Source organism: Candidatus Omnitrophota bacterium, assembly GCA_013791745.1.
In the GTDB taxonomy this organism is placed as follows: domain Bacteria; phylum CG03; class CG03; order CG03; family CG03; genus CG03.
In genome coordinates, this window is sequence record VMTH01000114.1 from 1 (window position 1) to 14,016 (window position 14,016).

Sequence of the window (14,016 nt, forward strand, 5' to 3'; positions counted from 1 at the left end):
GTATAATCAGCAGGAGTAAAGTAAAAAAAATTGATAAATTATCTGAGAAAAGGAGATTTATTTATGAAAACTACGGGGGCGAAAGCAATCGGAATTGCACTGGGTATATTATTGTGCCTGCAGGGTTGCATTTATAACGTGCGCCGGCCCCTTGATACGAACTACGACAAGACCGAAATAGGCACAAAAGTGGGTATGTCAAAATCCACTTCCGTGCTCTGGCTTTTCGCGTGGGGAGACTGCGGAACCAAGGCCGCAGCCGAAAACGGGGATATAAAAGTTATAGAACACGCCGATACCGAGGTGTTTTCTGTATTGCTGGGCCTTTATACGCGCGTCAAAACCGTCGTGTATGGCAATTAGCCCTTATCTTGTCTTTGCGGTTGTCCTGTTTTTATCTAATCACGCGTCAAACAACCTGTATGTGAAGCCGCTGGAAGGGCCGAAACCGGGCGCGGCTTACATAGGGATGCCAAGGTCTTTTTCGCCACCGGGATTGCTGTACAAAAAAGTCATTGAGCCCCATTCAACCGATTTTAAAAAAACACCGGTGGGCTCAAAGAGCGCAATGCTCGACAGGCACATGATAACCCGTGTCGGCTCCGGCTACAATCTTTCGGCGGAATGGGACAGAGATAACATAAACGATGTAACGCGGCAGACAGGTATAAAGAAAATATATTATACCGACATAGAGACCACCAGCGTGCTGCTGGGGCTTTACAGCCGGAAAAGAATAATTATTTACGGGGACTGAGGGGCCGGTAAAAACCTTTTGTATTAAAAACATCGGCTCCCCGCGTCCGGTCATCGTCGGGATTGCTTATGCGTAAACTTGTCTTGTGATATGACCTTTTGATATGCTTGCCGCATAACACACTGCTGGAAAGAGAGATAAGGGATTCCGCCGCAAAGCGTTAATGAAAAAAGACGGCGACCGCGCATATACGTACCATCTCCTTTTCCTTTGCATTTTTGTGAAACGCCGAAACTTGCTATAATAATATTATGAGAAAGTTAAAAGGTTTATTGCTCATCCGGCCGGATGAGGAAGGTACTCCTGAGGCTCAGCGGGCGGAATTAGAATACGATGTTGCTCAAATGTTGGCGTTAACCACCGAAGAAAGGTTTAAACTTTTATTTGAACGCTCTGAACTATTAGAAAGAAGAAGGGGAATCCATAATGGATCGACAAGCCGCGGAAAACATAATAAAATCCTTAAACGAAAATAAAGTAGAATATGTAATTATCGGCGCATTCGCATTTTCGTCGATAGGTTATACTCGTGATACTCTGGATATAGATATACTCGTAAAACCGGAAATAGAGAATGTACGAAAATGTCGAACCGCAATTGAATCTTTAGGATACGATTTGCAAGATATGAGCTACGAGGATATTTTAAAATATAAGGTATTGTTCAGGGGACAGTCCAATCGTTTAGATATTCATCCTTCAGTAAAAGGCGTGACATTTAAAGAGATATGGAAAAACAAAAAGACAGAGCGCCTCGGCAAAACAAAGGGGAACTTTGCCTCATTGAATGACCTCATTAAAATGAAGAAAGCCGCAGGGCGGCCAAAGGACATTGAGGATCTAAAATATCTGAGAGAAATAAAAAAACAAACCAGGCAAAAAAAAAGGGGCAAAGAATTATAAGCCTCCGTTTTGTGTTCAGTATCATTGTAGCCAAGTAAAGTGTCAATTCGAATTTAACGGGGAATGTTGATACAAAAAGCATGGATTTTCATATTCCGGCGCGGGAGGAACAAAGGGGGGCAAAATGAACTGGATGCTGGTACTTGTTTGTCTTTTATTGATGATTCTGTGGTTAAATTTCCGGGTCAATGAGCTGGAAAAGAGCAGTAAAGCCATGGGATACTCTTTCCAGAGTCTGCTGGATAAGATCGTAAAATTACGTAAGCGGGCGGAGAGGATAGAGGATGAAGTGAATATCCCCCGTCCCGAAGAAAATATAGGGGCAGGTTGGGATAGCTGAATAAATGACGACGGCAAGCTGAAAATGAAAAAGAATGTAGGACGTCCCAATACTTTCACCAATACTTTCCCAATACTTTCCAAATACTTTCAGAAATTTATCAAAGTTTACACCATGAAAAAGAAAAATACGGGCTGAATCCGTTGCCATAATGAAATTGGATTTTTCACGGCGCATTTGCTAACATTCGAGCGTTAAAATTTGTTCCAAAGGAGATTTGGCATGGAAGTTAATTTACTTAAGGAAGCAAAGAAAGAAGAAAAAAATGTTGTTAAGTTCCTGAGGGATCTGGTCGCCATTCCCGGTGAATCCTGCGGTGAGGAAAAAGTCATTGAGAGGATACGCAAGGAGATGCTCAAGACGGGTTTTGACAGCGTCAGAATAGACGGTATGGGAAACATCCTCGGCAAAATCGGCCGCGGCAAACACATCATCGCCATGGACGCGCACATAGATACCGTCGGCGTAGGCGACATCAAACAGTGGAAATGGGACCCCTACAAAGGCAAACTTGAAAAAGGCATAATTTACGGGCGGGGCGCGGTGGACCAGCTCGCCGGAATGGCGGGCATGGTTTACGGGGTGAAGCTCCTCAAAAAATTCAATCTCATGGATGATTTCACCCTTTACGTCGTCGGCAGCGTTCAGGAAGAGGATTGCGACGGCCTCTGCTGGCAGTACATAGTGAAAGAAGACAAACTGAAACCCGAATGCGTTATTATCACCGAGCCCACAAATCTTGACCTGTACATAGGACAGAGGGGGAGAATGGAGATAGGCGTGACGACAAAAGGCAAGGCCGCGCACGGCTCCATGCCGGATCGGGGAATAAACGCCATCTACAAGATGAGCGGTATTATAAAAGAGATAGAAAAGCTCAACGACAGGCTGAAGAAGGACGCTTTCCTCGGGAAGGGCACCGTTGTCGTCAGTTATGTTACCTGCAAAACGCCGTCAATGTGCGCCGTGCCCGATGAATGTTATATTCAGCTCGACAGGCGTCTGACTACGGGCGAAACAAAAGACCTCGCGCTCAGACAGGTGCGTGAAGCTGTCAAAAAAGCAGGCGTCGAGGCCGAGGTGAAACTGCTCAGGTACGAAAAGCCGAGCTGGAAGGGACTCAAATATCCGACGGAAACTTATTTCCCGACATGGATACTCCCGAAGGATCACAAGCTCCTCAAGGCCGCCGAGAAAACATATATCGGGGCGCTGGGGAAAAAAGCGAAAGTGAGCAGGTGGATATTCTCAACGAATGGAATCGCCACAATGGGAATGTTCAAAATACCGACGCTGGGATTCGGGCCGGGCAATGAAAAATACGCGCATTCGGTCAACGATCAGGTGCCGGTGGAGCATCTTGTCAAAGCCGCCGCGTGGTACGCGCTTTTTCCGAAAACATACTGCAAGGGGTTAAAAAGCTGACAGGTCTCAAACCGTCGCTATGGAGGAATATAACATGAAAGAGAAAGAACCGATTTTCAAGGTCAGGTCGGAGTTGAACTATCTGAACAGGCTGAATTTTGACATGTACAGAAAGGATTTTCTTCTGACATGGGAAAAGACTCACGCTGAATTGATCGCGACGCTGAGTATGGCGCAGATAATGCAGCTCCTTTACAGGGATAATGTAGCGATGCGCGCTTTTCAGACGGGCCTCGCCATATCGCAGTTCCGCGATAAATCAACGAGAACGCGTTTCGCTTTCTCATCGGCCTGCAATATGCTGGGCCTTGGCGTTGAGGATGTTGACGACGAGAAAACTCAGGTGGCGCACGGCGAGACCGTCAGGGAAACCGCCAACATGATATCTTTTCTGAGCGAGGTCATAGGCATACGCGACGACATGTACATAGGCCGCGGACACACCTTCATGAAGGAAGTGGCGGGGGCTCTTGACGAGGGTTTCAATGAGAGGGTGCTCAACATGAGGCCGGCCGTCATAAACCTTCAGAGCGACCTCGACCACCCGACTCAGACGATGTCGGACCTCCTGCATCTTCAGAATTATTTCGGCGGCATTAAAAATCTCAAGGGCAAAAAAATAGTGATGAGCTGGGCTTATTCTCCGAGTTATGGCAAACCTCTCTCGGTGCCGCAGGGGATAATAGCCCTGATGACCAGGTTCGGCATGGATGTGACGCTGGCGCACCCCGAGGGTTATGAGCTGATGGATGATATCGTCAATCTGTCGGCGAAACAGGCGAAGCAATCCGGCGGTTCTTTCAAGGTCTCGCACGATATGAAAGCCGCTTTCAAGGGCGCGGATATCGTCTATCCCAAGAGCTGGGCGTCGTTCAGCGTGATGAAGGAAAGGACGAAACTGCTTGAGAAAAACGATTCGGCGGGCCTCAAGGATCTTGAAAAGAAATGCCTCACCGAGAACGCTAAACACAAGGACTGGCTCTGCGATGAAAAAATAATGTCCACCACCAAAAACGGGGAAGCTCTTTATCTCCATTGTCTGCCTGCCGACGTGCAGGGTTTGAACTGCAAGGCCGGAGAGGTGACGCATGGCGTTTTTGAGAAATACCGCATTGAAACATACAGGGAAGCCCGCTATAAACCTTTCGTGATAGCGGCGATGATCATGCTCTGCTGTTTCAGGGATCCCGTGGCCGTGATGGAGGGCTTCTACAGAAACAGCAAGAACCGCGCCGGATGAAAAAATGAACAATGGCGTGAGTATGATAAAAGCGGATATGCTGGAAAAATTCATGAAAGATGTTTTTATCGGTGTCGGCGTTAAAGAGGAAGACGCCGCTCTCTGCGCCGGGGTTCTTATAGCGGCTGATAAACGGGGAATAGATTCCCACGGCATAGCGCGCCTCAAAAACATTTATTATGACAGGATAAAAGAGGGGACGCAGCAAACAAGCGGCGATTTCGAGATACTGAAAGAAAGCCCGACGACGGCTCTTCTTGACGGGAAAGACGGCATGGGACACGCCATATCCAAAAAAGCCATGGATATGGCTCTTAAAAAAGCGAGAGAATACGGCACGGCCATGGTGGCGGTTAAAAACTCCACCCATTACGGCATAGCGGGTTATTATGTCACGCAGGCCGCGGAGTCGGATATGATAGGCATAACAGGTACCAACGCCAGGCCATCGGTCGCTCCGACCTTCGGCGTGGAGAACATGCTCGGCACAAATCCTCTGACGATAGGCCTCCCCACCGACGAGGAATTTCCTTTTGTCATTGACTGCGCCACTTCCATGGCCCAGAGAGGGAAGGTTGAAACATACGGCCGCCTCAACAAAAAACTGCCGGAAGGCTGGGTCATAGGCGATGACGGTTCGTCTAAGACCAATGCTTCCGCCGTGCTGGATGACCTGGTCAGCGGCGCTGCGGCGCTTACGCCTCTGGGCGGAATAGGAGAGGAAACGGCCGGCTACAAGGGCTACGGCTACTGCACAGCGGTAGAGATACTTTCGGCGGCTCTTCAGAGCGGGCCCTTCCTTAAAATGCTTTCGGGAATCAAAGACGGCAAAAAAGTTCCCTATCATCTGGGACATTTTTTTATAGCAATAAACATATCCTCTTTCGTCGAGCCGTCGGTTTTCAGAAAAACATCAGGCGGAATTCTCCGCGCTCTCCGCGCGTCAAAAAAAGCTCCCGGCCAAGACAGGATATACACCGCCGGAGAAAAGGAACATCTCGCATGGCAGGAGCGCAAAAAGACAGGCATCCCCGTCACGGATAAAACCATAGCCGAGATGAGGACGATGCGTGATGAGCTGGGCCTTACCGGCTACAATTTTTAATTAGGGACGGTTCCTGATCGACTGAGGCATAAAGCAGGCTTTGCAATCACAAGAGGGGGGAAGTGGGTATGAAATTCATTAAAGTGATTCCGCTTTTGATAATCGCAGTCAGTATTTGCCGTGGGGGCACATTAAAAGAAGAAGCGCTGCCCCACCATAATTATGTCCTGGTTACCCCCGCGCCGCGCAGGAAGCAGACGGCGAGGCTCGGCAGTATCCGTGATTTTCTTATTAAAAGCCTTGCGTCATCCCGGATCCTGCCGGAAGGTTATCCAAAACCCGGCCGTGCAATAACCCGGCTAAAGGACAAAAAAAATAATGTGACGGAAACTGTCTGCCTGAAAGCGAAGAAAGCCGGACAATCATCATGCGGTATTATTCTTGACGGTAAAGGCAGTTTTATTCAGCTTTCTTTTGTGGATTATCCGGATAGCCGCGCATATCTTTTTGAAATCTATCTCCCTGAACATTATTCAGGCGATAAGGCGTCGTTTTCTGAAATGCAAAAATTTCCCCGTATCGCCGTGCATTATCCCGTGATAAAGAAAGATTATTATGATGGTATCGCGGGAATTCTTGAGAAAGGGCTGATACAGTCCGGCGCCGTAAAAATCGGGATATCTCAACCCGAAAAGAGCGCGCAGGATGATGCGCTAAAAGCCTGTTTTGAAATAAGTCAAATCGTCAAAGAAGTTCCGGGAACGGAAATCAGCTTTAATGATTGTGTTTTCACGGATGATATCGCCGGTTGTGAAAGAACAGGACGCGAAATTATAATTGAAGGGTCATTTAAAACTCTCAACGGCGCGAGGGATCCCGCCAGCCTTCTGCATGAGACGCTGCGTCAGGAGGGCTGGGATGAGATCCTCAGCTATTCCGCCGACGGACCCGACGGTACCTCATTCGCTTTTCAGAAAGGAGCGATTATATGCATTGTTAACGGAGAGTGGGACGGCGGCGCGGATGACGATCCCTCTTATGTGCCGAGCGAGTTTTATAAAGTAACGGCAAAATGCGCCCAACGGCCGTAGGGTGGTGGCCCCGTATCAGCGCTATTTCTTCGGGATGATTCTTTCCGTTATTTCTTCGTTTGTCTTCAGTGAAACGCCTGTGATATCTATGTATATCACCTTCGGCAGAGGGAAAGCGGATTTAGATTCAATATATATCTGACTGACAACGGACTCTTCGCCGTTAATATACATGAGCGCCCGAGCCGTGGTTTCGTCTTCATCTCTCGTTATCACGGCTTTGATCGGGTTTTCAGGGAGGGATTTGACATAGAACCCAACTTCTTCCCTCGTCGTTGTTGTTATTGCTATCCCATAACCTATTTTCTTTTCAATCGCGTTCAAGGGTTCCGTTGTCGTGCCTTTCTTTCCGTATATGGTCCAATAGATATTTACAGGGTCTTTTATGGAGAAGCCCGCTTCATCCAGAGCCGCCTCGTAAATGACCTGATTCTCATTCAGGCTGCGCGTTATTAAAAATAATCGCTGATAGCTGATCTCCCTGGCGCTTTTGTCCGCGGGCGTACTCTTTTTCTCTTTGCAGAAAACAGATACCGTCAGCAGTGACAGCGATAGAAATCCTATAACTAAATTTTTCATAAATTCCTCCCTTTTTTCAATTCCCCTCCGCGGGGATAAAGGAAGGTATAATAAAAGCCCTGTTTAGTCAATATCTCAGCTGATTGCGCGAAGATTTTAATAGACAGCGCATAAATCTTGTGCTAAAATCAACGAGGAAGACTTTGGCGATGGCAGCTATGGAGGTATTGTTATGGTTGAATACAGCGAGTTTAAGGGTAATCAGATGATTGTTTTGAAAAAAGATGAGAACGACCACTTTCCTTTTCAATTCGGCATCAGCAAGGCAAAGAAAATCGTGGAGAATTTTGACGCGATAAAAAGCTGGGTTGAAAAAATGGAAGCTTCAAAACCGGCCAAGCCCGGACAGTCCGACGGAGAAACTGAGCCTCTCGCATAGCAGAAACGCAAAAAGACAGGCATACCCGTCACGGCGAAAACGCTTGACGAGATGAGAACGATGCGTGGGGAGCCGGGTCTGTCCGGTTGCGACTTTTAATGGTGCCGGGCTTTCAGTTATATGGGGAAGAATGTGTCCGTCTGTCTGAAATAGCGTACAATTGACCTTTGGGCGCTTATATAATAAAATTTACGCAGGATTTTGGAAGAGGCAGACAGGAGGGATGAGATATGAATACAGCTGTTGTTTACGGGCGTTTTGAGGATGCCAGGTATAATTTTTATGTTTGGAGCAGGGGGAGCGCTTTCGCGAAACGCCTTGCTCTCGCGGGAGGGATGGCTGTTGTCACCGGGCTTCTGGCCCTGATAAGGATACAGCTCCCCTTTACCCCCGTTCCCGTGACGGGACAGACGATGGGCGTTCTTTTGAGCGGCATCGTCTGCGGGCCAGTTTTCGGTGCTTTGAGCCAGCTCATGTATGTGGGCGCCGGAATAGCGGGCACGCCGTGGTTCGCGGGCGGGGCATCCGGAAGCGCGGCTTATCTTCTCGGGCCGACGGGAGGTTATCTGATAGGTTTCATACTCGCACCCATTGTTTCGGGTTATCTCTCCGACATCTCCGCCGCTAACCGTAAACTCATTCCCCAGTTTGTGATAATGGCGGCCTCTATCGCGGTTATATACCTTTGCGGCGCTATTTATCTTTCGGCGCTGATGAATTACGGTTTTACGGAAACTCTGGCGAAAGGCGTTCTGCCTTTTGTTCCGGGCGGAATAGTGAAAATCATCGGTGCGGGAGCGATAGGCTCGCTCATCCTGCCGAAGAAAGAAAAAACTTGAGCGCGGAGCCGTTTAAAAAATCCGCCGTCACGGTTCTTGTCGGCTCGGCCAATCCCGTGAAGATAGAGTCTGTGCGTGCATCCTTCGCGCTCTATTATAAAAATGTCAGGGTGCTGCCCGTTTCCGTCGAAAGCGGCGTGGGGATACAGCCGGTGGGGGCGGAGACATTCATAGGCGCGGAGAACAGGGCGGACGCTCTTTTCAGGAAGAACAGGAGCAAAAAACTCGGCGCTGATTTTTTCGCGGGCATTGAGGGCGGAATAATAAACCTTCACGGCCGCTGGCTCTCTTTCGGCGGGGTCTGCATCAGGGACAGCGCCGGCAGAAAAGGTTTCGGGAGCTCCGCTATGTTCGAGCTGCCGGGTTCCGTCGTCAAAGAGCTTTTGGCGGGAACCGAACTCGGCGATGTGATGGATAAAATACAGAATGGACATAACACAAAACAGAAACACGGCGCCGTGGGTTTTTTCACGAAGGGCAGGATAGACAGGAAGAAATTTTATGAGAGCGGGATAATCGCGGCGCTCATACCTTTTCTCAACAGGGAGCTGTTCGATGGCCGTGCGTAAAGCGTTTAGAGCGCTGAAATACATCCTGTTTCTGGCAGCGGCCGGTTATTTCGCTTTTATGCTGATGCTGGCTTTTTTTCAGAAAAAGTATATTTATTACCCGTCTAAAGAGATCGTGACGACGCCCGGCCTCAAGGGTATGGAATACGAGGATATATATTTTGACTCATCCGACGGCGTCAGGCTCAACGGCTGGTTTTTTCCGCCGACCGGCGAGCGGGGTGAAATAATCCTTTTTTGCCACGGCAACGCGGATAACATCTCATACTTTATTGAAGATGTCAGGATGTTCACCGAAATCGGCCTTGGCGTTTTTATTTTTGATTACAGGGGTTACGGCAGGAGCCTTGGACAGCAGAGCGAGACAGGGACATATTTTGACGCGGAGGCCGCGTGGAACTGGCTCACAAAAGAGAAAAAAAATCATCCGTCCCGCATTATCATAGTGGGCAGATCCCTCGGCGGGGCCATAGCCGCGTGGCTCGCCAAAGAACACAAACCGCGGGCGCTTTTCCTTGAGACGGCTTTTACCTCGGTTGAGGACATCGCTTCAAAAACCCATCCTTTTATCCCCGTGAGATATTTTCTGAGGTACAAATACAGCACGCTGGACTATCTTTTGAAGGTGAAGTCCCCCGTGCTGGTCGTGCACAGCAAAGACGACACCGTCGTGCCCTTCATACACGGCCGAAAACTTTTCGCCGCGGCGCCGGAGCCGAAAAAATTCATCGAACTATCCGGCACTCACCGCAACTGTTTTTTTGAATCCGCGGAACTTTACACCGAAGGCATCAAAGATTTTCTGGAAGCCACCCGCTGAACGGTCTGTGATTGTGCCCGTCGGCATTTCCGGACGGCCGCTCAGGTATGCGCTTCGTCCGCCAGCACCTTTTCCGAGGGCATGTCTATGAGTTCGTATTCCGCGGAATAGATCCTGCGGCTGATGACAAGTATTTTCATATCGCAACCTTCATATACGGGCGGTTATACCCAAATCGGGCAATAAATGAAAAGAAAAAAAGGGGGACGGCGGAAAATACCGTTGCGTTATCAGCGGGGATATGCTATATTTTACTGTCGGTGTTTGTCGAATTAATGCGCCTTAAAAGGGGGTTATTTGGAATGGCCAAACCAAAATTTGCTACGCGTAAATGCGATTCGTTTAAGAGTCTTGAGAAAGCGTCCGCGGAATTTGATTTATCTCTCACCCCTGAGCAAAGATTAGACAGCGCTCAATTGTTAAAAGAACAATATTATTCAATCAAACATTTAAAGCATAAAAAAATGGATAAAAAAATCACAAAAAAAGGGACTTTCATGTGCGGGTAGAAAGAGGCTTCAGGCAGGGCTAAAGATAAATTAGATGTTGAAGCGCTTAAATTGGCAAAAGTAAGATCTAAAAACAGATAATAACACTGTCCATGAGATTTCATGGCAGCAAAAACGCACTGATGTGAATGGCAAAACAGGCTCCGCTCCCGCAATAAGTATCGAAAGTCAACCCCTGGCACCATTTCCGCCATTGCTAAAAGTCTGAAAATCTAATAAAATATCAGCCTGAATTTAATGGCGCATTCGTCTAACGGTTAGGACGCCGCCCTCTCAAGGCGGTAGTACGAGTTCGATTCTCGTATGCGCTACCAAAAAAATAAAGGGGGTCAGGTCTTGACGACAATGGATAGCGCCAACACACAGATGTGCCCTCACTTCCGCCGCTGCGGCGGCTGCTCGTGGCTGGACATCCCGTACGAGGAGCAGCTCGCGAACAAACGCGCCATACTTGAACAGAATCTCGCGCCCTTTGTTGATTGCGAAAAAGAAGAGCTGATACCCGCTCTGGATCAATTCTATTACAGGAACAAGATGGAGTTCACTTTCGGCGGAACAGTCGAGGAACCTCTCATAGGCCAGCATTACAAGGGTTCTTTTCACAGGATAGAGAATCTCACGCGCTGTCTTCTTTTTGACAGGCGCATAGGCGGGGTGCTGGATAAGGTGCGGGAATACGCCAAAGCAGAGGCTCTTGAGCCCTATGATCCGAAAACGCACGCGGGTTTTCTGCGCCATTTGAAGGTGCGGTGTTCCAAGACCGCCGACGAGATGATGATAATCCTTGTCACCGCCGGAGAGTTCGCTAAAGCGGGGGAGTTCGCGAAGATCTTTGAGGAATTTCCTTTTATCAAAAGCGTTTATTACGGCATCAACTCGCGGCTGTCCGACATTGCCGACTGCGAAAAACTTTTTCTTTTGAGCGGAAAGGAATACCTCGCCGAGAATATGGACGGCACCTCTTTCCTGATCTCTCCCGAATCTTTTTTCCAGCCCAACACTATGATGAGCGCGATGATGTACGGGAAGGCCCGCGAGATGATGGATCTCACAGGCGACGAATATGTGCTTGACCTTTACAGCGGCTCCGGAGGTATGGGGCTTTATATAGCCAGAAACATCAAATACCTTTACAGCATAGAGCTCCAGAACGAGTCGGTGGAGATAATGAAAAAAAATCTCTCCTCAAACGGAATAGAAAACGCCGAGCCCATATGCGGCGACGTGAAAACCGCCCTGGCGCTGATACGCCGTAAGAGTTTTGATTACGCCATCCTGGATCCGCCGAGGTCCGGCATGAGCAAAAAAGCCATAAGAAGAGTCGCGTTGAAGGACATAAATAAGATACTGTTTTTCTCATGCAAGATAGAGACCGGCGTCCAGAACCTCATTGAGTTCGGGAAATACGGCTACAAAGTAACAAGGGCAATACCCTTTGACATGTTCCCCAACACGCCTTTTATGGAAACGGTTTTTCTGCTTTCCAGATGAGGCCTCTGAATCTTGGGGATAACCTGAATCCCGGGCAGCTGGCCGCTGTCGAGCACACCGAAGGCCCCGTCCTTGTCCTTGCCGGAGCTGGCACGGGGAAGACCAGGGTCATCACCTACAGGATAGCCAATCTCGTCGCGCGGGGTGTGCCCCCGGAAAAAATACTCGCCGTCACCTTTACCAACAAGGCCGCCGGAGAGATGAAGGAAAGGGTGCTGAATCTCGTCGGGGATGGGGCCGGCACGCTGTGGGTCTCCACCTTTCATTCTTTCGCTCTGAGGGTGCTGAGGATTGAATACCAGGTTTACGGTTTGCAATGGGACTTCAGTATTTTTGACGAGACCGACCAGCGGAATCTCATGAAACAGATACTGAAAGAACAGGGGCTGGATGAAAAAATAAAACCCCGGACGGCGCTTTACTACATTGACATAGCCAAAGGGAAGCTCATGGATTCGCAGAGCCCCTCTCTCTACACTCTTTTTGAGGACGGCTCCGTCGGGGGTCTCATCGAGGTGTACAGGGCCTATCAGAAGGAATTGAAGAAAAACAACGCGAAGGATTTCAGCGACCTGCTGCTGGATCTGATAATATTTTTCAAGGAGCATCCCGACGCCCTTCTCAGATATCAGGAGCAGTTCAGCCACATACTCGTGGACGAATATCAGGACACGAATTACGCGCAGTACTTCCTCGTCAAGGAACTTGCCAAAAAGAGCAGGAATCTCTGCGTTGTGGGGGATGACGATCAGGCGATATATTCCTGGCGCGGGGCCAATGTGGACAACATAAAGAATTTTGAGAAGGACTGGCCCGACTGCGCGGTCGTCACGCTTGAGGAGAATTACCGCTCCACGGCCCATATACTCAACGCCGCCACGGCCGTCATAAACGAGGCCTCGACAAGGCGGGTGAAAAAATTGTGGACGAGGAAAGAGGGCGGCGAAGATGTGAGAGTGGCGATGTTCAGCCGCGATATTTCCGAGGCCAAGGGCATAGCCGAAGAAATAAGGAATTACACCGATTCTAATTATGATTACAGCGATATCGCGATTTTTTACAGGACCAACGCGCAGTCGCGGATATTTGAGGAAACTTTCAGGCGGTGCGGCATACCCTACAAGATCATAGGCGGCACGGGTTTCTATGAGAGGAAGGAGATCAAGGACGCTCTCGCTTATCTTTATGTGATACTGAACCGCCACGATGACTGGCACCTCAGCAGGATAATCAACATTCCCTCGCGCGGAATGGGGAAGAAAACAAAGGGTATGGAGGCTCTTTCAAGGATTGCTTCAGAAAAGGGGTTAAGTTTATTTGACGCTTTGAAAGAGTTGATAGAAGACGGCCCTGTCAGCGCCGCGACAAAGAACAGGCTGAAGAATTTCTCCGGAAATGTGCTCAGGTGGCATGAGATGATGGATTCCATGCAGGGTTTTGAATTCGTCAAAAGAGTGCTGGATGAGTCCGGTTATGTGCCGCTGCTTGAGGCATCGGGGAATTTTGACGCCAAGGACCGTATTCAGAACCTTCAGGAGCTCGTCAACGCCGTGCGCTCCCACGAGGAGGAGTCCGGCCAGAGCATAAGGGATTTTCTTTACGACATATCGCTTATCAGGGAGAGGGACGGTAAGAATTTTGATGAGGCAGGGGTGAGTCTGATGACGCTGCATCTGTGCAAGGGTCTGGAGTTTCCTGTTGTTTTTTTGACGGGTATGGAGGAGGGGCTCCTTCCGTACGGCGACGGCCTCGGCGATGTGGACGAGATGGAGGAGGAGCGCAGGCTTTGTTACGTCGGAATGACGAGAGCGAAAGAAGTGCTTAACCTCACGGCATCTATGAGCCGGCGTCTGTGGGGCAGGTGGGTTTATCATATGCCGTCACGATTTTTGAAAGATACCGGGCTTGTAAAATAAGGGTATTGGGGACGGTTGCTAATTGCCAAAAACCGTTTAAAAAATTAGAATTAAAAATATTTAATGGAGAGGTGACCGAGCGGCTTAAGGTGTACGCCTGGAAAGCGTATGTA

Annotated in this window: 16 protein-coding genes and 1 tRNA gene; 16 read left to right on the forward strand and 1 reads right to left on the reverse strand. The window is 48.9% G+C overall.

The window, feature by feature from the left end:
* Positions 1 to 63: 63 nt before the first annotated feature.
* From FP827_05240 to FP827_05280, 9 genes are all read left to right on the forward strand, one after another.
* Entirely contained in the window at positions 64 to 363 is a 300-nt protein-coding gene (locus FP827_05240; GenBank protein MBA3052477.1) for a hypothetical protein, read from the forward strand.
* Entirely contained in the window at positions 353 to 757 is a 405-nt protein-coding gene (locus tag FP827_05245; protein MBA3052478.1) for a hypothetical protein, read from the forward strand. The genes FP827_05240 and FP827_05245 overlap by 11 nt, the downstream gene beginning before the upstream one ends.
* 251 nt (positions 758 to 1,008) lie before the next feature.
* The gene (locus tag FP827_05250) at positions 1,009 to 1,233 is read left to right on the forward strand and encodes a hypothetical protein (protein ID MBA3052479.1); all 225 of its coding nucleotides are present in this window, start codon (positions 1,009 to 1,011) and stop codon (positions 1,231 to 1,233) included.
* Positions 1,184 to 1,660, forward strand: a complete 477-nt coding sequence (locus FP827_05255; protein MBA3052480.1) for a hypothetical protein — start codon at positions 1,184 to 1,186, stop codon at positions 1,658 to 1,660. The genes FP827_05250 and FP827_05255 overlap by 50 nt, the downstream gene beginning before the upstream one ends.
* A 133-nt stretch (positions 1,661 to 1,793) precedes the next feature.
* Positions 1,794 to 2,000 (forward strand): hypothetical protein, encoded by a 207-nt coding sequence (locus FP827_05260; protein MBA3052481.1) that lies wholly within the window; start codon positions 1,794 to 1,796, stop codon positions 1,998 to 2,000.
* 222 nt (positions 2,001 to 2,222) lie between these two features.
* Positions 2,223 to 3,425, forward strand: coding sequence for a YgeY family selenium metabolism-linked hydrolase (locus FP827_05265; protein ID MBA3052482.1), 1,203 nt, complete (start codon positions 2,223 to 2,225; stop codon positions 3,423 to 3,425).
* 34 nt (positions 3,426 to 3,459) lie between these two features.
* Positions 3,460 to 4,665 (forward strand): knotted carbamoyltransferase YgeW, encoded by a 1,206-nt coding sequence (gene ygeW / locus FP827_05270; protein ID MBA3052483.1) that lies wholly within the window; start codon positions 3,460 to 3,462, stop codon positions 4,663 to 4,665.
* A 4-nt stretch (positions 4,666 to 4,669) separates the two neighbouring features.
* Positions 4,670 to 5,770: an Ldh family oxidoreductase gene (locus tag FP827_05275; GenBank protein ID MBA3052484.1), complete on the forward strand. Its 1,101-nt coding sequence runs from the start codon at positions 4,670 to 4,672 to the stop codon at positions 5,768 to 5,770.
* Positions 5,771 to 5,838: 68 nt separating this feature from the next.
* The gene (locus tag FP827_05280; protein ID MBA3052485.1) at positions 5,839 to 6,801 is read left to right on the forward strand and encodes a hypothetical protein; all 963 of its coding nucleotides are present in this window, start codon (positions 5,839 to 5,841) and stop codon (positions 6,799 to 6,801) included.
* 21 nt (positions 6,802 to 6,822) lie between these two features.
* On the opposite strand, the gene FP827_05285 is transcribed toward FP827_05280, so the two are convergent.
* A complete protein-coding gene (locus tag FP827_05285) occupies positions 6,823 to 7,380 on the reverse strand; it encodes a DUF4833 domain-containing protein (GenBank protein ID MBA3052486.1) in 558 nt (185 codons plus the stop codon).
* A 172-nt stretch (positions 7,381 to 7,552) separates the two neighbouring features.
* Between FP827_05285 and FP827_05290 the strand changes: the two genes are divergently transcribed.
* From FP827_05290 to FP827_05320, 7 genes are all read left to right on the forward strand, one after another.
* Positions 7,553 to 7,759 (forward strand): hypothetical protein, encoded by a 207-nt coding sequence (locus FP827_05290; protein ID MBA3052487.1) that lies wholly within the window; start codon positions 7,553 to 7,555, stop codon positions 7,757 to 7,759.
* 230 nt (positions 7,760 to 7,989) lie between these two features.
* Positions 7,990 to 8,598 carry a biotin transporter BioY gene (locus tag FP827_05295; protein ID MBA3052488.1) on the forward strand — a complete coding sequence of 203 codons (609 nt, stop codon included), beginning with the start codon at positions 7,990 to 7,992 and terminating at the stop codon, positions 8,596 to 8,598.
* Entirely contained in the window at positions 8,595 to 9,167 is a 573-nt protein-coding gene (yjjX, locus tag FP827_05300) for an inosine/xanthosine triphosphatase (protein ID MBA3052489.1), read from the forward strand. The genes FP827_05295 and yjjX overlap by 4 nt, the downstream gene beginning before the upstream one ends.
* A complete protein-coding gene (locus FP827_05305) occupies positions 9,154 to 9,987 on the forward strand; it encodes an alpha/beta fold hydrolase (protein MBA3052490.1) in 834 nt (277 codons plus the stop codon). Before yjjX ends, FP827_05305 begins: the two co-directional genes overlap by 14 nt.
* A gap of 748 nt (positions 9,988 to 10,735) precedes the next feature.
* Positions 10,736 to 10,810: transfer RNA gene (locus tag FP827_05310), tRNA-Glu, on the forward strand.
* Positions 10,800 to 11,987, forward strand: coding sequence for a 23S rRNA (uracil(1939)-C(5))-methyltransferase RlmD (gene rlmD, locus FP827_05315; protein ID MBA3052491.1), 1,188 nt, complete (start codon positions 10,800 to 10,802; stop codon positions 11,985 to 11,987). Before FP827_05310 ends, rlmD begins: the two co-directional genes overlap by 11 nt.
* On the forward strand, positions 11,984 to 13,903 hold the full coding sequence (locus FP827_05320; GenBank protein MBA3052492.1) for an AAA family ATPase: 1,920 nt from the start codon (positions 11,984 to 11,986) through the stop codon (positions 13,901 to 13,903). The genes rlmD and FP827_05320 overlap by 4 nt, the downstream gene beginning before the upstream one ends.
* Positions 13,904 to 14,016 lie beyond the last annotated feature (113 nt).

What these genes read in the sequence shown, in the direction of transcription:
- FP827_05320 (MBA3052492.1), top strand. Translation starts at nt 11,984, where the DNA reads ATGAGGCCTCTGAATCTTGGGGATAACCTGAATCCCGGGCAGCTGGCC.
- FP827_05245 (MBA3052478.1), top strand. Translation starts at nt 353, where the DNA reads ATGGCAATTAGCCCTTATCTTGTCTTTGCGGTTGTCCTGTTTTTATCT.
- FP827_05265 (MBA3052482.1), top strand. Translation starts at nt 2,223, where the DNA reads ATGGAAGTTAATTTACTTAAGGAAGCAAAGAAAGAAGAAAAAAATGTT.
- ygeW (MBA3052483.1), top strand. Translation starts at nt 3,460, where the DNA reads ATGAAAGAGAAAGAACCGATTTTCAAGGTCAGGTCGGAGTTGAACTAT.
- FP827_05250 (MBA3052479.1), top strand. Translation starts at nt 1,009, where the DNA reads ATGAGAAAGTTAAAAGGTTTATTGCTCATCCGGCCGGATGAGGAAGGT.
- FP827_05295 (MBA3052488.1), top strand. Translation starts at nt 7,990, where the DNA reads ATGAATACAGCTGTTGTTTACGGGCGTTTTGAGGATGCCAGGTATAAT.
- FP827_05255 (MBA3052480.1), top strand. Translation starts at nt 1,184, where the DNA reads ATGGATCGACAAGCCGCGGAAAACATAATAAAATCCTTAAACGAAAAT.
- FP827_05280 (MBA3052485.1), top strand. Translation starts at nt 5,839, where the DNA reads ATGAAATTCATTAAAGTGATTCCGCTTTTGATAATCGCAGTCAGTATT.
- rlmD (MBA3052491.1), top strand. Translation starts at nt 10,800, where the DNA reads ATGCGCTACCAAAAAAATAAAGGGGGTCAGGTCTTGACGACAATGGAT.
- FP827_05260 (MBA3052481.1), top strand. Translation starts at nt 1,794, where the DNA reads ATGCTGGTACTTGTTTGTCTTTTATTGATGATTCTGTGGTTAAATTTC.
- FP827_05290 (MBA3052487.1), top strand. Translation starts at nt 7,553, where the DNA reads ATGGTTGAATACAGCGAGTTTAAGGGTAATCAGATGATTGTTTTGAAA.
- FP827_05240 (MBA3052477.1), top strand. Translation starts at nt 64, where the DNA reads ATGAAAACTACGGGGGCGAAAGCAATCGGAATTGCACTGGGTATATTA.
- FP827_05305 (MBA3052490.1), top strand. Translation starts at nt 9,154, where the DNA reads ATGGCCGTGCGTAAAGCGTTTAGAGCGCTGAAATACATCCTGTTTCTG.
- FP827_05275 (MBA3052484.1), top strand. Translation starts at nt 4,670, where the DNA reads ATGAACAATGGCGTGAGTATGATAAAAGCGGATATGCTGGAAAAATTC.
- FP827_05285 (MBA3052486.1), bottom strand. Translation starts at nt 7,380, where the DNA reads ATGAAAAATTTAGTTATAGGATTTCTATCGCTGTCACTGCTGACGGTA.